We start from the raw sequence: 18,619 nt of genomic DNA, 5'->3' as shown, positions 1-18,619 counted from the left end.
CTATCTCAATTCCTCTAGCTTGCGAGCCAACGTGACTAGCTCCGTACACAGCTCATCCATCTCTTCAGCGCTGGCGCTTTCCGACGCCGCCGTCGCCACATCCTCTGCACAACACCGCAACTCAAAGAGGCTATCTCGCAGCTGATCTGCCTTTTCTGGGCTGAGGATAACGGCGTCGGCAGGGATGGTAGTTCCTGCAACGTTCTGGCGTTGCTCATATGCACGCTGCTTACATGAGGCCGAGCAGAACTTGCGTGGTCGACCACGCCCGCCTTGCGGGATGTCCTTGCCGCACCATTGGCAGGTGGCGGCGCCTTTTCGGCGAGGCGAGCCTGGCTGCCGATCCTGTGTACCAATCACTCCACACACCTTAGCCCATAAAGCTGAGGGTGGGAACAAAGGCTTGAGGCCGTTCGTTATACTGTAAGAACTTTAAATGATAAAGGTCGCTCCTTACTCTCCCTCACTATTTGAAAAGGATGATGTTGCATGGCAGATCGCGTGCTCCGTGGCAGCCGCATGGGCGCTGTGAGCTACGAAACCGACCGTGATCACGATTTGGCGCCACGCCAAATGGTGAAGTACCGCACCGAGGACGGCGAGATTTACGAGGTGCCATTTGCGGACGACGCGGAAATCCCTGAGGAGTGGATGTGCAAGAACGGTAAGCTTGGCACACTCGTGGAGGGTGAAGGCGTGGAATCCAAGCCCACCAAGCCGCCGCGTACCCACTGGGACATGTTGCGTGAGCGCCGCTCCATTGAGGAACTCGATGAGCTGTTGACGGAACGCATCGAAAGCCTTCGTTCCCGCCGCCGCGCTGCGGCTCGTCTGCTTAAGGAGCAGAAGGAACAGGAAGAAAACGAGTCCTAAACCGCGCGGAGCTTCGTGTGGTGATGAAGAAGGGTAGAGGCCCATGTGGGTGCCTCTACCCTATTGTTGTTTTAGGAGTCTCGTGCGGCCTGCGTCGAGAGCTCTGGCCACTGCAGCGCAAGCTCGGCTAGGTAGATGGCGAGAGCCGGGCCGAGCACGGCGAGGAAGAAGACGTAACTCCCCCATTGTCCCGGGAAAAAGAACGGAAAGAGAACCATGAGCACCCCCGGCGCAATTGCCAAGAGCGTCCGAGGTAAGTGCGCTACGGCGTGGGTTATGGCTGCAGCACAGCGCCGCCGAAACCCACTGTTCGGCGCATCTAGATGGAAGAACCAGACACTGATGCAGCTCAGTACGATGAGCCCAGAGACAAGTGCGGCCCGTAAAACGATTCCCATGTGTCCTAGGTCCGCCTTGGCAATGATGGCGAACTCATATGTTGCTAGCCCTACTGCGGCGAGACAGATGAGCCACCAAGCGGTGTTGGTCCATGGACGGGTGAGCACGTTTCGGACAAATGCGGAACCACGACGCGACCCTTCCTCCCTAACCATGTGACCGGTGACCTCGTGCGCCGTGCGCAGCGACATTCCACCGGTAACCACTGGAAAACATGTGATGACGACAAGCACGTTGACGATGACGAGGTCAGCGAACAGGCTCAGAACGGCATAGAACTTCGATTCGGGCCCTAGCAAGCGGTTCATGGTTTCCTAACCTATCGAATGTGAGCTGACAACAGAGAACAAGCCTCCCGACTGGATACGGGAGGCTTGTTGACACGATGGTGGTTCGAGGCCGAGATTGCTTAGCCCTTGACCGCTCCCGCGGCCACGCCTTCAATGATGTGCTTCTGCGTCGAGAAGTAGAAGATCACAATCGGAATGATCGCGAGCACGAGCATGGCCATCATGGCACCCATATCGCGGTTACCGTTGGAGCCTACGAAGGACTGGATAACCACGGGAATGGTCTTGTAGCGGGTCGACAAACCAATGACCAGGTACGGCAGGAGGTAGTCGTTCCATACCCACATGGCATTAAGAATCGCAACCGTCACTGCGGTGGGCTTCAGCATTGGCCACACCACGCGGAAGTAATTCTGGAGTGGGCCGCAACCATCGATCATGGCGGCTTCCTCGACGTCGATAGGAATTGATTTCACGAAACCTGCAAACATGAACACCGAGAGACCCGAGCCAAAGCCCAGGTACAGGACCACAATTCCAAGTGGGTTGTTGAGATGGAGCATGTCAGCAATCTTGACCGTCGGGAACATGACCATCTGGAACGGAATGATCATGGAGACTACGAACAGGTAGTACAGCAGGCTAGTCCACCAGGTCTTGACTCGCGTGATGTAGTACGCCGTCATGGCGGAGAAGAACACGATGACGATAACGGAGAGAATCGTGATGACAAAGGACCACAGCGTGGCCTCAAGGAAGCCCTGCTTGGTGAGTCCCACCATGAAGTTCTCAAACCCTACCCAGGTTTCGCCAACCGGCAGGGAGAACGGGTCGGAGGAAATCGCGAACTTTGACTTGAAAGAGTTGATAAAGATGAAGAGGATCGGGCCCAAGAACACGATGGTGAAGAACACCAGGATGGCGTAGACCACGAACTTGGCAGCACCCGACATGCGGGTTTCATTGTCTGAAGATAGTTTGTGCTCCTTCTTCTTGGTGGCCGGAACGGCTTGCGCTGAAGTGCTGGTAGTCATGACTTAAGCCTCGATTTCCTTGGAGCGGGTCGCGCGCAGCTGGAAGTACGCGATGACAACCACAACGACGACGAAGATGACGGCCTTGGCCTGTCCCACGCCTTCGACGTTCATTCGGTTGAACAGCGTGTTGACGATGTTGAGCGCCACCATTTCCGTTTGTCCGCCAGGCGCACCGTTGGTCAGTGCTAGGTTCTGGTCGAAGAGTTTGAAGGAATTCGACAGAGTGAGGAAGAGACAAATGGTGATGGATGGCATGACCATCGGGATGGTCACGTGGCGAAGCATTTCCCACTTGTTTACGCCATCGAGCTCAGCGGCTTCGATGAGTTCTGGTGGAACGTTCTGCAGGCCGGCGATGTAGATAATCATCATGTAGCCAATAAGCTGCCAGTTGAGCAGCATGATGAGGCCGGCGTAGCCAAACTTCCAGTCGGCCGAAATCGTGGTGGCATAGTTCGCGAGGACCGCATTGATCATCGTCTGCCAGGTATAGCCCAGCACGATGCCACCGATGAGATTAGGCATAAAGAACACTGTGCGGAAGAAGTTGGTACCGCGCAGTTTGCGGGTCAGCATCCACGCCAAGAGGAAGGCGAAGACATTAACGGTGATCACCGAAACGATGACCACGAGGACGGTGAAACCGAAGGCTGAGATGAAACCCTCGCGTTCGGAGAAAGCTTTGACGTAGTTGTCAATGCCCACCCACTTGGCGTTGGTGATCGTGGTGAACTTCGTGAAGGACAGGAAGAAACCTACGATGAATGGAACCAAGAAGGCAATCATGAATGCCAGCAAGGTGGGCAAGACAAAGACTGGGAAGTACTTCTTCAGCGTTGCTTGCATGGTGGTGAGACCTTCATTTCAGTGAAACTGTGTGAGTGAATCGTGCGCGGCTCGCACACGCGGTGTGTGAGAGCGTCTGCTTCCCCTCCCCTGCGTTGACTGCACTTGAGAGGGGTAGCGCACGCCCCCACTTCAGGGAGCGGGCTGGGGACGCTGACTGATGCGTCCCCTTACTGAGACCGAAACCTCTTAGGAGTTCTCAATTAACCCCAGTTGGTTTCCTTTTCAGCGGCCCAATTGTCCTTGAACTGAGCAACAACATCCTCCCACTTCAAGGTGCCGGAGGCGTACTGCGAGAGAGCCTGGCCAAAGTCATCCTTGAACTGCTGGGACGGGAAGTACTGGAAGTTCCATGGGTACGTGGTGAGATCCTTGTTCGCGATGGCCTCTGCTACCTGCTTTGCCAGCGGATCGTCCGGAGTGTCTTCCTCGGTATAGGACTCGAATGGCGCGATGAAGCCTAGGTCGTTGACCACGTGCTCCTTGCCTGCATCAGAAGTAAATAGCCAGTCGACGAAGTCCTTCGTAGCCTGCTGGTCTGCCTCAGACGCCTCGGAGTTGATACCGAGGTAGTTCTCGGTACCGACGTTGAGGCCGAACTTTTCCTCATCCGGAAGTCCCATGTACATCGGGAGGAACTTAATCTTGTCTTCCTTCACCACGTTGCCGGAGGTCTCAGAGATCTGGGACCATGCCCAGTTTCCGTTCTGGACCATGGCGGCCTTGCCCTGGGCGAACTCGGCCATGGAATCAGTCACCGTCTTGGATGGAGCGAGGGACTTCTCCACAGTGGAGTTGTCCAAGTAGAGGTCGAAGAGGTTCTTGAACTCCTTGTTGTAGGAGAAGTCAATCTCGTTGGTGTCTTCTACGTTCTTGTCCTGATACTCCTGCCAAATTGGGGCGTTAGCCAGGTGAGTCTGCCAGCGCCAGTCTTCACCAGAGGTCAAGGAGGTGGAAGCGAAGGCACCTTCGATGCCGAGCTCGTCCTTCTTGGACTGCATATCCTCGGCAACTTCCTTGAGCTTCTTGTAGTTGGTGATCTCATCGGTGGACTTGATCTTTGCGCCAGAGGTTGCGATGTACTTGTCGAAGATCTCGTCGTTGTAGATGATTCCGAAACCCTCTACAGCAAACGGAACACCGCGTACTTCGCCGTCCTCGGTGGTGAGAGGCGGAATATCCTCAGTAAGCTGCTTTGCCACCTCAGTATCGGACATGTCAGCCATGTAGTCCTGCCAGGTGATGAAACCTGCTGGGCCATTTACCTGGAAGAGCGTCGGAGCTTCGTCTTTACCAATCTCAGCCTTGAGCGTCTGCTCATAGGAGCCGGAGGCGGCGGTGACGACCTTGACCTTCACGCCGGTTTCCTCGGTATAGGCCTTAGCGATCTCTTGATATGCGGCATCCTGCTCAGGCTTGAAGTTCAGGAAGTAGACATCGCCTTCGTCGTCTGCAGAACTGGAGGAGCAAGCTACGAGGCTGGTGGCGGCAAGCATGGAGGCCATGGTGACCGACGCGATGCGAGTGAGACGCTTCATTGTTTCCTCATCTTTCTTGATGAAACGCGGGTTAAAGGGCCGTGCAGTAAACGCTGACCCCTGCGTATGCGGTTATCTCCGGGCCATTGCCCTCAGTAAGGAGAGCCACCCGGCGCCTACTAGTTGCGAAACTAACGGGATATATCCAGTTATGAACTAGTTAGCCTGACTCCCACTTTAGTGAGATAATCCACATAAACAAAAATAGATTGCACGAATACGTCCGATTGTGACCATATGCATACCGAAGTGCCCGTACGTGCCCCATTTATGGGGGCATACGGACTCGTATCTGGTTAAAAGATGAAGAAACTGTGCCCTGGCATTTGAAGATCTGTTGGTCCACAGCGTCAATGAGGGCACACTCGCGGTTATAACAAACCGCTGATCGCACGGTTAGGGTTCTGCATCGGAACCGCGTGAAACTGTTCGCAGCAGACGTGCCTCATCGCGACGAGATGGCAGTACGGTAGCGAGATAGGACTCGGTAGCCTCTGGGAGAGAAACGGCTTCTCCCCTATCTTGAGAAAGAAACCAGCGGTGATCCGTGATCTCGTGAAACACCTGGGCTGGTTCAAGCTTGCCCAGCATGTCATCCGGAATAGCGGCAATGGTGGGTTCGTATTCTTGAGTCATCCAGCGGTGAGCGGCCTGAGTGAGACCGACATGGGGGCTGCATTCCACCGCTTGGTAGGCCTGAATGGAGCTGAGGAGACGCTGGGCCTGGTGCTCCTCCACACTTAACCCCGTGAGACTGAGGAGCTGCGCGCGGTAATGCCCTGGGTCCACCACAACGGGCCGGATACGGACGGTGTGCTTGGAATCGTCCTTGGTGACTTTGAGCTCGCCCACTTCGAAGCCCAACTGATTGAGGCGATCAATGCGCTCAGAGACTTTCCAATACTCGCTCGCGTCCACGGATTCTTCCGCAGTGAGTTCCTCCCAGAGCTCGAGATACGAGGACTCGACGAGGCTGCCGAGCGCGATGACATCGATATCTGCGTCTAGACAGTCACCGGCTTGAAGGTCCATGAGCTCGCCGATGATGTTTACGCGGGCAATGTCGACGTCGTAAAGCCTGCGTGATTCTGACAGATTGGGTTGAAACTCTCCTGTTTCAGCGTCGACAAGGTAGGCCGAGTACGTCTCGGCATCGCGCCGAAAAAGCGTGTTGGACAGGGATACATCGCCCCAGTAAAAGCTGAGAAGATGCATGCGCACGAGCAATACGGACAAGGCGCGGATAAGCTTTTCGGCTTCCACTGTTGTCAGTTGTCGGGAAAAGATCTCACGGTACGGCAGAGAGAATTCCAGGTGCTCGGTGACCAAAGCGGCGGTGAGCTCACCGTAGTCCTCATGTGCGGGATGGCGGCCAGTAATTACCGCAACCGGACGGACGCTAGGCGCTCCTAAGCGCTGGAGTTCGCGGAGCATCTTGTACTCATGATGAGCAGTGCGTACACCAATCTCCTTCACCGCGACGATGCCGCGCTCGACACCCACAAAGCGAACGATGTGCCGCGAAATACCCCTCGGCAGCGCGGCGATGAGTTCATCGGGCCAGTGCTCCAAAGGGGTATCCCACGGAAGCGTCAGCAACGCTGACGCATACGTCGAGGAGGTGATGCTCATGGATTCCTTCATGACAGGTCACCTCTTTTCACAGGCGTCTTAGGGCAGACGGACACCAGTCGATGCTGAGAAGTTGTGCTGACCGCCCTCAGCGATACGGGCGTGGAAGACGCTGCCGGGGGCGGGCGCGGTATTCGGAGCCGCGCGGACGACGATTTGACCAGACTCAGGCACGTCCTCGGCCGAAGAACCAAGATCGCCATCGCCAACAAGCTTGCCGTAGAGGAAGGAATCGGAACCGAGTTCCTCCACGAAGTTCAACGTAATTGGGATGGAGTGCTCAGTGGACTCACCCTCGGGGATGATCTCCAAGGCTTCTGGGCGGAAGCCGATGGTAATCCGGTTGTTGTCCTCCGGCGTCATTGCGGCGAGGGTTTCCTCGGAGAGTGCGATGCGGGCCTGGCCAGAGGTTGCCACCCCATCCTTCACCGTAAAGGTGCCAAGGTTCATGGCTGGGGAGCCAATAAAGCCGGCAACAAAGACATTAGCTGGGCGGTCGTAGAGCTCGCGCGGGGCACCAACTTGCTGGAGGTAGCCGTCTTTGAGCACCGCGATGCGGTCACCCATGGTCAAGGCCTCAGTCTGGTCGTGGGTGACGTAGACGGTTGTGACACCCAGTTTGCGCTGTAGCGCGGCGATCTGAGTACGAGTTTGGACGCGGAGCTTGGCATCGAGGTTCGACAGCGGCTCATCCATGAGGAAGACCTGTGGGTTACGAACGATGGCACGGCCCATGGCCACGCGCTGGCGCTGACCGCCCGACAGCGCCTTCGGCTTGCGCTCCAGATACTCGGTAAGGCCGAGTGTGGCTGCTGCCTCATCGACTCGCTGGTTAATTTCGTCCTGCGACTTACCAGCAATCTTGAGGGCGAAACCCATGTTTTCGCGCACGGTCATATGGGGGTAGAGCGCGTAGTTCTGGAAAACCATGGCGATGTCACGGTCGCGTGGGGCGACGTTGGTCACGTCCTTGTCGCCGATGTAGATGGCGCCATCTGTGACGTTTTCCAAACCCGCTAGCATGCGGAGCGTGGTGGATTTACCACATCCGGACGGGCCGACGAGAACGAGAAATTCGCCATCGGCAATGTCCAAATTGAACTTCTTTACGGTGGGCTCTGAGGCGCCAGGATAGGTCAGAGTAGCGTCTTTGAACGATACGGTTGCCATTGCAGTGTCTCCTCCATCGGCAGGTACGTGCCGAACGATCCTTAGTGTGAGAATGGCGTGAAGTAAATCACGTTGCACGGTGGAAGTGCCACTTACGACATTAGCACTGCACCTGGTCATTACCACAAAGGCCCGTGAGCGGTTTTCTGCTCACGGGCCATAAGAGGTCGAAACCGGCGTTTAGCGCTTCAGAGTGTTGGAGACCAAGTGGGTTACATCGGCGACAAACTCGCTGATTGCGTTCTTGGCCTTGGTGGTTTTAGCACCGAGCTCAAGGTCTTCCACGGTGCGGGTAGCGAGCTTGGATGCCTCACCACTGAAGTCGGCGACCTGCTCCGAGCGGTGCGCGATTCCCCACTTGGTGACCTCCAAGAGAGAGTCCTTGACAAAAGAGCCGTCCAGCTTAGATTCACCCAGCTCGCGCTCGGTAAAGGTAATCGGGACCTCTCGCACGTCGAAGCCGTCCTTGATGGCGCGGAAGGCCACGTCCACCTGGAAGATGTAGCCAGCCTTCGACAAGCTGTCGAAGTCGAGGTGCTCAAGCAGTTCGCGGCGGAAGGCACGGTAACCGGCGGTCATATCGTTAATGCCCGCGCCAAGGGCGACGGAAATGTACTTATTGCCCAGGCGCGAGAGCAGCTCACGGTTGGCCGGCCAGTTGACGGTTTCGCCGCCCGGAACATATCGCGAGCCGATGACGAGATCTGCGCCCTTCTCGATTTCCTCGAGCAGCAGATGCAACTGCTCCGGAGCGTGGGAGCCGTCGGCGTCCATTTCACACAGCACCTGGTAGTCCTTCTCCAGGCCCCACTCGAAGCCAGCGATGTAGGCGCCTAGGAGGCCGCCCTTGCCCTCGCGGTGCAAGACGTGCAGGTGAGAGTCCTCCGCCGCCAGCTTATCGGCTGCCTCACCGGTGCCGTCTGGGGAGTTATCGTCCACGATGAGAATGTGAACCTCCGGGGTGGCCTCTCGCACGCGGCCGGTGATCAACGGCAGGTTCTCAATCTCGTTGTAGGTGGGGATGATGACCAGGGTGGATTCGTGGGTCGAGCTCACTTGTTCCTTGCTCCTTTAGACTTCTTTTCTAGGCGCGCTGCCGCGTGCCACGCGGGTGGAATAGACCGCCAGCAGCGCGCAGACCGTTCCAATGATAACCATGAGCCATTGCAGGAGCGAACCATAACGCACCGCAAAAGTCCGGCCTTCTTTTAAGGGAAGCTCTTCCTCAAGATAAGCCGGTTCAAAGATCCCACTCGCCTGACTCACGCTGCCATCCGGATGCACAATCGCGGAGACGCCCGAGGTGGCGGCGACGATGACAGCACGGTCAGTCTCCAGTGCCCGCAGACGGCTCATAGCAAGCTGTTGGTAGGTCATATCCGAGTCACTAAACGTCGCGTTATTCGTGGGCGTGGTAAGTATCTGCGCGCCGTTGTTGATCGCCGTGCGGAAGGCTTGATCAAAGCTCACCTCGTAGCAGGTAGCAACTCCCACCGTCGTGCCGGCCATGGTGACCACGCCGGGGCCATCACCAGGCTTCATATCGCCCGCAAGATCCACCAAGTCGGTAATCTTGGCAAAGAAATCCCGCATCGGCATCGTCTCACCAAAAGGCTGCAGATATTTCTTGTGGTGGTGCTCTCCTACCGTGCCATCGGGATTGAAAACCTGCATCGTATTGCGCGCACCCACCTCATCAGTGGTCAAGGTACCGACGAGGATGGGGGCATCGATGTCGTGTGCGGAGGCGTCGATAAGCGCCCGTGCGTCTTGGTTGGTGAAGGGATTGATATCGGAGGCGTTTTCTGGCCAGATGACGATGTCGGGGTGCGCGCCATCCTGGGCGGCTTGTTCGGTAACCCGCACATGGTTGTCCAGCACCGCGCGACGTTGGGCAGCAAAGTCCAAGCCGAGGCGTGGAACGTTGCCCTGGACTGCCGCAGCCGTTACCGAGCCCGTAGTGTTACCGGGACGGTTAATCCCGAACCCGGCGAGAAGACCCGCTAGCAATGGGAGTGCCATGAGCGCGCAGGCAAGTCTCGGTGCTCGCGTCAGACCGACCAGGCCCGCCGCGACACACACCACGGCAAAAGAGATCAGCGCAGGTCCGCCCCATGGCGCGAGGTATGCCAGAGGGCCTTCGATCTGCCCCCAAGCCAGACGTACCCACGAGAACCCACCGAAAGGCACTGAGGAGCGTAGCAACTCCACGGCGACGTAGAAGAAGGGAAAGAGCGCGAAGCCATGGCGCCACCGCAACAAAGCCGCCCCGCCGATGCCCAACAGAATGCTGTAGAGGGACAAAAAGATCGCCAGCGCAATGTAAGGCATACTGCCCACGAGCTCACCAATCCACGGCAACGTAAACAGGTAGAGCACCGCGCTGTGCACCGCGGCGATGAGGGCGGACCACGCTAGCGTGGGCTGAAGCTTCGACTCATTACTTCGCCACGGCGACAATGCAGCCACGAGCAGGGCAATGCCGATAGTGCCGGAAGCCCACCAACCGCGTGGTTCGACGGCGAGAAACGTGATACCGCCGGAGACAGCGGCCAGAATAAGGCGAGCGAGTACCTCTACCACTACTTCTTGCCGTCCCCGAAGTCCTCAGGCTTGACGTGCTGGGTCCACTCCCGTAGCTCGTCCTCATCAATGACCTCGTGGTGAAGGTTGTTCGGATCCGCCGTCCCCGATGGTCCCATAGACCCGAAAGAACCAAAGGAATCACGGTGCTGGGCCATCGGTGAGGCCTCATACACACGCACACCGAGGTTCTCAATCTTCTTAAACATGGATGCAGCCAAGAGCGTTCGGATAATAGAACGCGTCGGTGCAAAGATCAGCAGTGCACCCAACACCGTGGACACAAAACCCGGCGCTGAGAGCAGCATGCCGCCCACCATGGTCAAACCCACATTTCCTGCGGTTTTACCTGGGGTCGGGTCTTCCATGACATACACGCCGTCCCCGGTCTGGCGGATACGGGAGGACATCATGCGGCGCACTTCCCAGCTGGCGATGGTCATGCCGAAGAGCATGGTGAGCCCTAAAGCAAGCAGGGCCCAGAGAACGCCGATCCAGTTCGCGACGGCCCAGAAGGCGAGGGTTTCCAGAAGGATGTACGCGATGAACAGAACAAAGGGCATGCCGCCTACCCTACTTGGTTTACCTGCCTGTTCGCTGTAACCCCTCCCTGGGCAATTAGACTGAGTCATCATGTCACATACCTTGCACTTTTACCCTGCTGGCGGCGTGGTGACACCTGAGCAATGGCTAGCGCTGGGCCAGGCCGCGCGCGAACACGCTGATGGTTATGTCTACCTTGATGAGCACAGCGTGATTACCCTGCGTGGAGTGGACGACGAAGCCGATATGAGCAGTGTGTCACTGCCCCACAGCGCCCCGCACGTCGTGGCCTCTCCCCTGTCTTTGCATGCTCGTACCTTGGCTGCGCGCGTGGCTGAGGAACTCGCTGCTGCAGTGACAGAACACGAGGTTGCTCTCGCGCGGTTGGTCCACACCGTCGTGGGCATCGACGGCGGTCACGGTGACATTGTGGCGCACGGAGTATCGCTGGGTCTACAGTTGCAAGACCCAGCAGGCACCACGGAGGTGCGCCTAATCCAGGAAGGCCAGGTGTTCGGTGAGGCGCTGGCGCTTGACGACGCCCTCCCCACCCTCATCGACTCCGTTCTCACTGCAGTCACGAGCGACGCTGTCGTGGGCGAAGCTACGCCTTCCGCTAAAGCTGAAGGCGCCGACTCGGATCGTGGTCTCACAGCATCGGCACAGGCACCCATTGGTTGGCTCACTGATCACACCGCTGAGGGCCGCGTCGATCTGGGCGCAGGCTTGCACAAGGGCGTGCTGCCGGGCGAGTACGCGGGGCTGATAGCACAGTTAGACGTGCCTATTACGGTGACACCGTGGCGGGGCTTGGTGCTCCATGACCTCGCGGATGGTGATGCGGACGTCGTTCTGCGCGTCCTAGCCCCACGCGGCTTTATTTTCGACGCGCAATCACCCTATCTGCAGGATTAACGCGGCATGTGCCGCCAGATGGGGCGCGGCACGAGCTTCATAATCCAGGCCAAGAGCTGAAGCGCGCGTGGAATCCATAGTGTGCGCGACCGCGTGCCGGATTCAATAGCTTGTGTGACGGCTTCAGCGACGACATCTGGCGTCACTGACAATGGCGCCGGCTTCATTCCCGTCGTCATGGAGCCGATAACAAAGCCAGGACGTGCGGTTATGAGTGCCAAGTCGGTTCCGTGCAGTCGGTCGGCTAGGCCTTGGCAGAAAGCGTCCAACCCGGCTTTAGTCGAGCCATAGACATAGTTGGCGCGGCGTGCCCTCCACCCCGCGATCGACGAGAAGGCGACGATGTGGCCAGAACGCATGACATCCGCCAACACGGTGAGCATGGATACCTGCGCTGCATAGTCCACCAGCGCGATGTCGAAGGCATGGGCCTCGTCGCGTTCTGCACGGTCCTGATCCCCCAAGATGCCGAAGGCAACCACAGCCGTGGTGATGGGTTCACCCGCTAGCTGTGCTGCGCGCTCGACGACGTCTCGATGGCCCTCAACTTCAGCGGCATCAAAGGACAGCGTATGGACGGCGGTGGCTCCTGCCGCGGACAGATCCTTTTGTATCTCCTCCATGCCGTGCTCGCCCCGTGCTGCCAGGACGACTGGGCGGTCATGGCACAACCGGCGAGCGAGCTCTCCGCCGATGTCACTGCGCCCGCCGAGAATCAATAGCGCGCCCATTAGCGCAGCTCCCGCGGTGCCTGGTTGAGTGATTCATAGCCATCTGCGGTGGTCACCACGATGTCCTCAAGACGCATCCCCCATTGACCAGGAACATAGATGCCCGGCTCGATGGAAAACGCCATGGACTCCGCCAGCGTCAGCTCGTTGCCTTCCATGATGAATGGCTCCTCGTGAGTAGACAACCCAATGCCGTGGCCCGTGCGGTGCGTGAAGTGCTCACCCCAGCCGGCTTCCTCAATGACCTGGCGGGTCACACGGTCGATGTCTTGCGCACTTACGCCGGGGCGTGCCGCAGCACGTCCCGCTGCCTGCGCCTTCTCCAGCACTGCATAAGCCTCACGGAACTCGGCCGGTGCTGCAGCGACATCACCACCGACGACGTACGTCCTCGTGCAATCGGAGTGGTAACCCGACGGCAGTGTGCCACCAATGTCCACCACGATGGGATCGCCGGCAGACAACACGCGGTCACCATAGTCATAATGTGGGTTCGCACCGTTGGCACCGGAACCGACGATGATGAAGTCAACCGCGCTGTGTTCGCGCAGGATGAGCTGGCGCAGATCCTCTGCTACCTCTGCCTCTGTGCGGCCCGGCTGCAAGAGACGAGGCACCTCGATGTGGACCGCATCGATTGCGCGCGCCGCCGTGCGGAGCTCATCAATTTCATCGGCGTCCTTGCGAGTAAAGAGCTCAGAGAGGGCGTTCGTGGCTAAGACATAGGATGCGTCGTTGAGCGCAGCCTGGAAGCGCAGCACGTGATCGGCCGTTAGCGTCGAACCTAACGCCACATGGCGTGCGCTAAGCCCTTCCAAGGCCAGCGCATATGGATCCTCACCGTCTTTCCACCCGCGAAGCGCGGCGTCGACGCCCTGCAGGGATTCAATATCGGTGCTCGGCGCCACGATTACCGGCTCGGAATCAGGGCGGATTACTAAGCACGTTAGCCGTTCATGGGAAGACACCCAGGAGCCAGTGAGATAAGCGAATTCAGCGCCAGTGCCCAGGAGAGCCACGTCAATGCCGTGTGCGGCCACTGCCTCACGTGCGCGCGAAAGACGGGAAGCGTAATCAGTCATGTCCGTCAGCTTACCCGCCGTGTTGGGCCGTACCGAGTGCCGTACTGTGCGCTTCCTCGATAGGCTAGAGCACGTGAAAACTCATCCCGCTGTCGTGAAGATCCGCACCCGCAACGGGTACTGCTCGGGTGTATTAGTGGACTCCTCACTCGAGCCACAAACTCAGCACCGCGCTGAACTGGTCCTGACCTGTGCACACTTCTTCCGTGACAACCTCGAAGAGGGTGACAAGTACAAGGTGAGTGGTGGCTTTAACCGGCGGCTTAAAGCTGTGCGCACCATCGACGGCACCGATATGGCGCTGTGCGCGCTCGATTCGCCAGCTCCTGCTCGCGACGTGCCCGGAATTGCTGCACAGACCCCATCTTTCCGCGATCCGGTTTTCACGTGGGGATTCGGGGGCAAGGCGCGTCGCGCACAACTGCGTCAAGGACTCTTTCTCATGCCCTTTTTCCGCGTTTGGTCCGTGGACTTTCGCACGACAGTCTCTCCCGCCGGCATGGTTTTTAACACGCTACCGGCTGTGAAAGGTGATTCGGGTGGCCCAGCATTCGTCAATGACGAGGTCGTAGGCACCCAAGCTCTCATCCTCAATCCTTTGGGCAAGAACCTGCGTATCGCTACCTTAGCGCTGGTTGCTCCCCACCGACGAGCACTCATCGAGGCGGCCGCGGACCTTAAGCGCCGATAGCCACCACACCTCGCTGAATAGCGTCAATGGCGCGCCGGGCATTGCGGCGAATATCGTCCTCGTAGCCGGTCTTGGCTATCTGCTGGAGCAGATCCACCACCTGGCGGCACCACCGCACGAAGTCACCCGGGGTAAGCTCAGCGCCCGCTTCGTTGGCGGCGGCCATGCAGTAGGCCAACGGTGCGCCTGCGGTCCACTGGTGAATGGCGAGCGCAAAAGCAGGTTCCGGCTCGCGAGTTTGGGGCAGGTTATGCCGCTTTTCATCGGCAACAAGTTCGGTATAAATCCGCCACGTAGCTTCCATCGCATCCGCCATGGGATCGGTAGCTGCCCCCGCCTCACCGCGAGTGGCCTTGCGGTTTTCAAAGACGCAGAGGGAAGCCACGCCAGCCAGTTCTGCTGGGTCAAGCTCGTTCCAGATACCTCTCTTGAGACATTGCGCCACGAGGAGGTCCGATTCGGAATGAATCTTGGCTAGGCGCTCACCTTCATCGGTGATGACGGGCTCGCGGTCATCACCGTAGCCCTCAAACTCGACATAATCCATCTCAGCGAGAAGATCGACGATGCGCTCGAAGGTGCGGCCCAAGGTATCCGTGGCACGTTCCACCTTGGTTTCGAGCTTTTCCAAGTCCCGCTCACGACGAGCCAACTTCTGGGCTACACCGGCTAGCTGTTCGCGGTCAGTAGCCGGCCAATGGTGGACTGGGTGGTGGCGAATCGCGTCGCGCAGCTCTCCCACCTTTTTATTGGGACGGTTTCGTGGTTCCGTACGCATCTTCTTCGGCCGCTTATAGAAGTCGCGCTTGAAGGCATCCTGAACATATTTGTTGTTGCGGCGTGGATTCTTCTGCACTCCGCGTGGCAGCTTCATATGGCCCACGGTGATGGGCGGGTTCTCAATACCTTCGGCGTCGATGCGCCCGGACCACCCTGTTTCGGTGGTGACCCACGGGCGGGGATCAGCGGTTTGATTAGCTGGAGTAATCACGACTGCCAAGGTGGGGCGCTTGCGCGTGGCGATGGCAATGACGTCACCTACCTGGAGGCGTGCAAGGACAGTGGCGACTTCCTTGCGGCGTTCGTGTTTCTTATTGGCTTGGGCGGCCTTCTCCTCCTCAGAAAGTGCCCGGCGCAGGCGCATATAGTCCATGAGGACCTCGGCGGCATCTTCGCCGTCGGTTGTGGGCGGTGCCAAATGGGAAATGGCATCCTCAAGTTGCGCTCTAAGTTCGCGCACGCGGTGCTCTGCACGTTCAATCTCACGGGTTTCCTCCACTACGGAACCGTCGGCTTGGAACTGAGCGAAGGACTTCTCCAGCAAACGGAGAGACTCGTCAAAGCCGAGCATGCCGAGCAAGTTAATCGCCATGTTGTAGCCCGGCTCAAAGGTGGAAATAAGCGGGTAGGTGCGCGTAGAGGCAAGCCCGGCCACGGCCTGCGGGTCCATAGCCGGCGCCCACTGGACAACTGCATTGCCCTGGGTATCGATACCGCGGCGTCCCGCGCGTCCGGTGAGCTGCGTGTATTGTCCCGGGGTGAGATCGACGTGAGCCTCACCGTTGAATTTGATGAGTTTCTCCAGCACCACCGTGCGCGCAGGCATATTAATGCCAAGGGCCAAGGTCTCAGTGGCAAAAACAGCCCTGACCAAACCTTTGACGAAAAGCTCCTCTACGATGTGCCGGAACGCCGGCAACATACCGGCATGATGGGCGGCGAACCCACGAGACAGCGCTTCGCGCCAACGCTTGAAATCCAAGACCTGCAAGTCTTCTTCCGGGATTCCTTCCACTCCGCGGTCCACGATGGCCTTGATTTCGGTTGCTTCCTCCGGAGTGGTAAGAACCATGCGGGAGCGCAAGCACTGGTAAAGGGCACCATCGCAGCCAGCGCGGGAGAAGATAAAAGTAATTGCCGGCAACATGTTCATGGACTGCAGCTCTTTGAGCACCTCTGGACGGCCGAGCGGGCGATAGCGGTCTTGGGCGCGGGGCGCTCCGCTGCGCCTATCGCCCCCCTTGTGGCGTGCACGAGACCGGAAGCTGGCACGTTTATACTCGTAACGTTCGTTGCCGTGATCGGATGTGCGCTCCCCTGACTCTAGCCGCTCAATGCGGCGAGCCAATTCAGTGTTGACTTGTCCGCCGGAATCCGGTTCGAAGAGCGGGTAAATCTTACGACCCACCATCATCCACTGGTCCAGCGGGACTGGACGCTTCTCAGACACGATGACGGTGGTATCGCCACGCACGGTGCTCAACCAGCGTCCAAATTCTTCCGAATTAGACACGGTTGCGGAAAGTCCAATGATGGAGACGTGCTCATCAAGGTTGAGGATGACCTCTTCCCACACGGCGCCACGGGAGGCATCTGCAAGGAAATGGATCTCATCCATGACCACGTGGGTCAGCCGGTCGAGTGCTCCGGAGCCGGCATAAATCATGTTGCGCAGGACCTCAGTCGTCATCACCAGGATGTCTGCGGAGGAGTTGATGGAAACGTCACCAGTCAGTAGGCCAACAGCGTCGTCACCGTGGGCTTCGACGAGATCGTGGTATTTCTGGTTGCTCAGGGCCTTAATCGGCGTGGTGTAGAAACAACGTGTGCCCTGGCTCAACGCTAGCGATACGGCAAACTCACCGACGATGGTCTTACCTGCGCCCGTTGGCGCACAGACCAAGACACCGTGGCCGTCCTCGACGGCCTGGCAACCTTCGATCTGGAAGTCATCCAGGGAGTACGGCAGGGCGCGGGTAAACTCATCCAGATGCGTCAGTGTCATAAGCACCCAGGGTACCTGCCCAGCGCACCTTCGGCGCAGTGAAGCGCCTGTCTCAATTAGAAGTTGGAAACGGCAGGTTTAGAGAACGTCGTCGAAGAACCCACCCTGGGGCGGCTGTGTACTTGGCTGGGAGCTCTGCGGAGTGGCCTTGGACGGCGATGGAGACGCCGAGACACTCGTCGGGGCTTCAACGGGAGTCGGTGCCTCAATGCCGCCTGGCCCCTCGCCCAGTGGAGAGGCTGTCTCATCGTCGAGGTCCATCCACTCTGGGCGCTTACGGTTGTTGCGCTTGTCGTTGATACGGCAAAACTGGAAAGCGATTTCTACGAGCAAGACCAGTGCCAACGCCAAGACCAGCATGGAGAAAGGCTCTTGACCTGGGGTGACTACTGCGGCGAAAATCATAATCACGACGATGATGATGCGGCGCTTGTCCTTGACATGCTGGTACTCCAAGACACCGACCATATTGAGGCACACGATGAGCAGCGGGATTTCGAAGCTCACGCCGAAAATCATGAGCAGCGCCAGCAGGAAGTAGAAATACCGCTCACCTGTCAGAGCTGCGGTCTGGAATTCTTCGCCCATGCCCATGAGGAACTCAAGGCCGACGGAGAGGATGAAGTAGGCCAGCACAGCACCAAGGACGAACAGTACGACTGCTGAGAAGACAAAGAAGAAGGTAAAGCGGCGTTCGTTCTTGTGAAGGCCGGGGACGATGAAGGCCCAGATTTGGTACAACCATACAGGCGAAGACAGCACTGCACCGGCAAGTGCACCTACTTTGAGGCGCAGCAAAAGCATCTCAAAGGGACTGGTCGCCAAAAGTCGGCATTCGCCGTCGGCAGTGAAGGATACTCGGCTTTCCTCAGGCAGTGAACAGTATGGTCCACGAAGGATTTCGCCGAGCGGCGCGATGTTAAATGGGGCGTTCTGATACCACATGAAACCCACAATCGTGCCCACAACAAGCGCGAGCAGAGAGATGACGATACGCCTGCGTAGTTCTTGCAGGTGCTGAACTAGGGTCATCTCCCCGGTGGGGTTCTTAGGCTTGCGCCGAAGCTTTGAGGTCCACTTCTGCCTGCGAGACGTTGTCATCGTAGTTGGTGGTGTGCTCCTATCGCTCAAGGCACACGTCCTCCCCTCTCAAGCAGAAAGTTGGTAGTGGTGGTGTGTTGACAGCGCTTAGTTCTGCGTGCCGTCGACCGGCTTGGTGGAGCGCGGCTGCATCTCTGGGCTGTTCCAGAAATCTTCGTCGTTCTTTTTCGACGCAGCGATCTGGCCCTGCTCGTTAGTGGTGTTGTTCTCGTCCTTCATCTCTTTGACTTCGGACTTGAAAATGCGCATGGAGCGGCCGAGAGAACGGGCCAGCTCTGGGAGCTTCTTAGCGCCAAACAGCAGCACAATAACGAGGACGACAAGGCCGATTTCCAAAGGTCCCACGGTCATGGGGTTGCCCCTTCTTTCGTAGTTGGAGGTGCGCGCTGTAAAGGAAGACTTC

The 18,619-nt window shown here is 58.1% G+C and carries 18 protein-coding genes; 3 read left to right on the top strand and 15 right to left on the bottom strand.

Annotated features, from left to right (window positions below; genetic code table 11):
* A complete protein-coding gene (locus QP922_RS03775; RefSeq protein WP_070671297.1) occupies positions 1-360 on the bottom strand; it encodes a hypothetical protein in 360 nt (119 codons plus the stop codon).
* A 129-nt stretch (positions 361-489) separates the two neighbouring features.
* On the opposite strand from QP922_RS03775, the gene QP922_RS03770 reads away from it, so the two are divergent.
* Positions 490-873, top strand: a complete 384-nt coding sequence (locus QP922_RS03770; RefSeq protein WP_070671294.1) for an RNA polymerase-binding protein RbpA — start codon at positions 490-492, stop codon at positions 871-873.
* A 71-nt stretch (positions 874-944) separates the two neighbouring features.
* Here QP922_RS03770 and QP922_RS03765 read toward each other — a convergent pair whose 3' ends face one another.
* The 9 genes from QP922_RS03765 to QP922_RS03725 form a co-directional block, all read right to left on the bottom strand.
* Positions 945-1,580 carry a MusI family membrane protein gene (locus tag QP922_RS03765; protein WP_284807979.1) on the bottom strand — a complete coding sequence of 212 codons (636 nt, stop codon included), beginning with the start codon at positions 1,578-1,580 and terminating at the stop codon, positions 945-947.
* A 101-nt stretch (positions 1,581-1,681) separates the two neighbouring features.
* On the bottom strand, positions 1,682-2,596 hold the full coding sequence (locus QP922_RS03760; protein ID WP_284807978.1) for a carbohydrate ABC transporter permease: 915 nt from the start codon (positions 2,594-2,596) through the stop codon (positions 1,682-1,684).
* 3 nt (positions 2,597-2,599) lie between these two features.
* Positions 2,600-3,445, bottom strand: a complete 846-nt coding sequence (locus tag QP922_RS03755) for a carbohydrate ABC transporter permease (RefSeq protein WP_039675386.1) — start codon at positions 3,443-3,445, stop codon at positions 2,600-2,602.
* A 203-nt stretch (positions 3,446-3,648) separates the two neighbouring features.
* Positions 3,649-4,983 carry an ABC transporter substrate-binding protein gene (locus QP922_RS03750; protein ID WP_284807977.1) on the bottom strand — a complete coding sequence of 445 codons (1,335 nt, stop codon included), beginning with the start codon at positions 4,981-4,983 and terminating at the stop codon, positions 3,649-3,651.
* 396 nt (positions 4,984-5,379) lie between these two features.
* Positions 5,380-6,627 carry a DUF4032 domain-containing protein gene (locus QP922_RS03745; protein ID WP_284807976.1) on the bottom strand — a complete coding sequence of 416 codons (1,248 nt, stop codon included), beginning with the start codon at positions 6,625-6,627 and terminating at the stop codon, positions 5,380-5,382.
* A gap of 27 nt (positions 6,628-6,654) precedes the next feature.
* Positions 6,655-7,785, bottom strand: a complete 1,131-nt coding sequence (locus QP922_RS03740; RefSeq protein WP_284807975.1) for an ABC transporter ATP-binding protein — start codon at positions 7,783-7,785, stop codon at positions 6,655-6,657.
* 180 nt (positions 7,786-7,965) lie between these two features.
* Positions 7,966-8,841 carry a polyprenol monophosphomannose synthase gene (locus QP922_RS03735; protein WP_284807974.1) on the bottom strand — a complete coding sequence of 292 codons (876 nt, stop codon included), beginning with the start codon at positions 8,839-8,841 and terminating at the stop codon, positions 7,966-7,968.
* A 15-nt stretch (positions 8,842-8,856) separates the two neighbouring features.
* A complete protein-coding gene (lnt, locus tag QP922_RS03730) occupies positions 8,857-10,368 on the bottom strand; it encodes an apolipoprotein N-acyltransferase (protein ID WP_284807973.1) in 1,512 nt (503 codons plus the stop codon).
* On the bottom strand, positions 10,368-10,931 hold the full coding sequence (locus QP922_RS03725) for an FxsA family protein (RefSeq protein WP_284807972.1): 564 nt from the start codon (positions 10,929-10,931) through the stop codon (positions 10,368-10,370). The genes lnt and QP922_RS03725 overlap by 1 nt, the downstream gene beginning before the upstream one ends.
* 70 nt (positions 10,932-11,001) lie before the next feature.
* Here QP922_RS03725 and QP922_RS03720 point away from each other — a divergent pair, with 70 nt between their 5' ends.
* Positions 11,002-11,826, top strand: a complete 825-nt coding sequence (locus tag QP922_RS03720) for a cobalamin biosynthesis protein (protein ID WP_284807971.1) — start codon at positions 11,002-11,004, stop codon at positions 11,824-11,826.
* On the opposite strand, the gene QP922_RS03715 is transcribed toward QP922_RS03720, so the two are convergent.
* Both QP922_RS03715 and QP922_RS03710 read right to left on the bottom strand, forming a co-directional pair.
* A complete protein-coding gene (locus QP922_RS03715; protein ID WP_284807970.1) occupies positions 11,823-12,557 on the bottom strand; it encodes an SDR family oxidoreductase in 735 nt (244 codons plus the stop codon). The genes QP922_RS03720 and QP922_RS03715 overlap by 4 nt on opposite strands.
* The gene (locus QP922_RS03710; RefSeq protein ID WP_284807969.1) at positions 12,557-13,639 is read right to left on the bottom strand and encodes a M24 family metallopeptidase; all 1,083 of its coding nucleotides are present in this window, start codon (positions 13,637-13,639) and stop codon (positions 12,557-12,559) included. The genes QP922_RS03715 and QP922_RS03710 overlap by 1 nt, the downstream gene beginning before the upstream one ends.
* On the opposite strand from QP922_RS03710, the gene QP922_RS03705 reads away from it, so the two are divergent.
* Positions 13,638-14,330, top strand: coding sequence for a trypsin-like peptidase domain-containing protein (locus tag QP922_RS03705; RefSeq protein WP_284807968.1), 693 nt, complete (start codon positions 13,638-13,640; stop codon positions 14,328-14,330). The two genes, QP922_RS03710 and QP922_RS03705, sit on opposite strands and share 2 nt — an antisense overlap.
* Here QP922_RS03705 and QP922_RS03700 read toward each other — a convergent pair.
* From QP922_RS03700 to tatA, 3 genes are all read right to left on the bottom strand, one after another.
* Complete coding sequence (locus QP922_RS03700; protein WP_284807967.1) at positions 14,317-17,115, bottom strand: DEAD/DEAH box helicase; 2,799 nt, start codon at positions 17,113-17,115, stop codon at positions 14,317-14,319. The two genes, QP922_RS03705 and QP922_RS03700, sit on opposite strands and share 14 nt — an antisense overlap.
* A 78-nt stretch (positions 17,116-17,193) precedes the next feature.
* Complete coding sequence (gene tatC, locus QP922_RS03695) at positions 17,194-18,147, bottom strand: twin-arginine translocase subunit TatC (protein WP_502869583.1); 954 nt, start codon at positions 18,145-18,147, stop codon at positions 17,194-17,196.
* A gap of 156 nt (positions 18,148-18,303) precedes the next feature.
* Complete coding sequence (gene tatA / locus QP922_RS03690) at positions 18,304-18,567, bottom strand: Sec-independent protein translocase subunit TatA (protein ID WP_204100092.1); 264 nt, start codon at positions 18,565-18,567, stop codon at positions 18,304-18,306.
* Between the last annotated feature and the right edge of the window lie 52 nt (positions 18,568-18,619).

It is taken from the genome of Corynebacterium sp. MSK218 (genome assembly GCF_030232655.1).
Classification (GTDB): domain Bacteria; phylum Actinomycetota; class Actinomycetes; order Mycobacteriales; family Mycobacteriaceae; genus Corynebacterium.
The sequence above is the reverse complement of the archived record's forward strand: the minus strand, read 5'-3'. Positions and strand labels throughout refer to the sequence as shown.

What these genes read in the sequence shown, in the direction of transcription:
- QP922_RS03770 (WP_070671294.1), top strand. Translation starts at nt 490, where the DNA reads ATGGCAGATCGCGTGCTCCGTGGCAGCCGCATGGGCGCTGTGAGCTAC.
- QP922_RS03765 (WP_284807979.1), bottom strand. Translation starts at nt 1,580, where the DNA reads ATGAACCGCTTGCTAGGGCCCGAATCGAAGTTCTATGCCGTTCTGAGC.
- QP922_RS03760 (WP_284807978.1), bottom strand. Translation starts at nt 2,596, where the DNA reads ATGACTACCAGCACTTCAGCGCAAGCCGTTCCGGCCACCAAGAAGAAG.
- QP922_RS03755 (WP_039675386.1), bottom strand. Translation starts at nt 3,445, where the DNA reads ATGCAAGCAACGCTGAAGAAGTACTTCCCAGTCTTTGTCTTGCCCACC.
- QP922_RS03750 (WP_284807977.1), bottom strand. Translation starts at nt 4,983, where the DNA reads ATGAAGCGTCTCACTCGCATCGCGTCGGTCACCATGGCCTCCATGCTT.
- QP922_RS03745 (WP_284807976.1), bottom strand. Translation starts at nt 6,627, where the DNA reads ATGAAGGAATCCATGAGCATCACCTCCTCGACGTATGCGTCAGCGTTG.
- QP922_RS03740 (WP_284807975.1), bottom strand. Translation starts at nt 7,785, where the DNA reads ATGGCAACCGTATCGTTCAAAGACGCTACTCTGACCTATCCTGGCGCC.
- QP922_RS03725 (WP_284807972.1), bottom strand. Translation starts at nt 10,931, where the DNA reads ATGCCCTTTGTTCTGTTCATCGCGTACATCCTTCTGGAAACCCTCGCC.
- QP922_RS03720 (WP_284807971.1), top strand. Translation starts at nt 11,002, where the DNA reads ATGTCACATACCTTGCACTTTTACCCTGCTGGCGGCGTGGTGACACCT.
- QP922_RS03715 (WP_284807970.1), bottom strand. Translation starts at nt 12,557, where the DNA reads ATGGGCGCGCTATTGATTCTCGGCGGGCGCAGTGACATCGGCGGAGAG.
- QP922_RS03705 (WP_284807968.1), top strand. Translation starts at nt 13,638, where the DNA reads ATGTCCGTCAGCTTACCCGCCGTGTTGGGCCGTACCGAGTGCCGTACT.
- QP922_RS03710 (WP_284807969.1), bottom strand. Translation starts at nt 13,639, where the DNA reads ATGACTGATTACGCTTCCCGTCTTTCGCGCGCACGTGAGGCAGTGGCC.
- QP922_RS03700 (WP_284807967.1), bottom strand. Translation starts at nt 17,115, where the DNA reads ATGACACTGACGCATCTGGATGAGTTTACCCGCGCCCTGCCGTACTCC.
- tatC (WP_502869583.1), bottom strand. Translation starts at nt 18,147, where the DNA reads ATGACCCTAGTTCAGCACCTGCAAGAACTACGCAGGCGTATCGTCATC.
- tatA (WP_204100092.1), bottom strand. Translation starts at nt 18,567, where the DNA reads ATGACCGTGGGACCTTTGGAAATCGGCCTTGTCGTCCTCGTTATTGTG.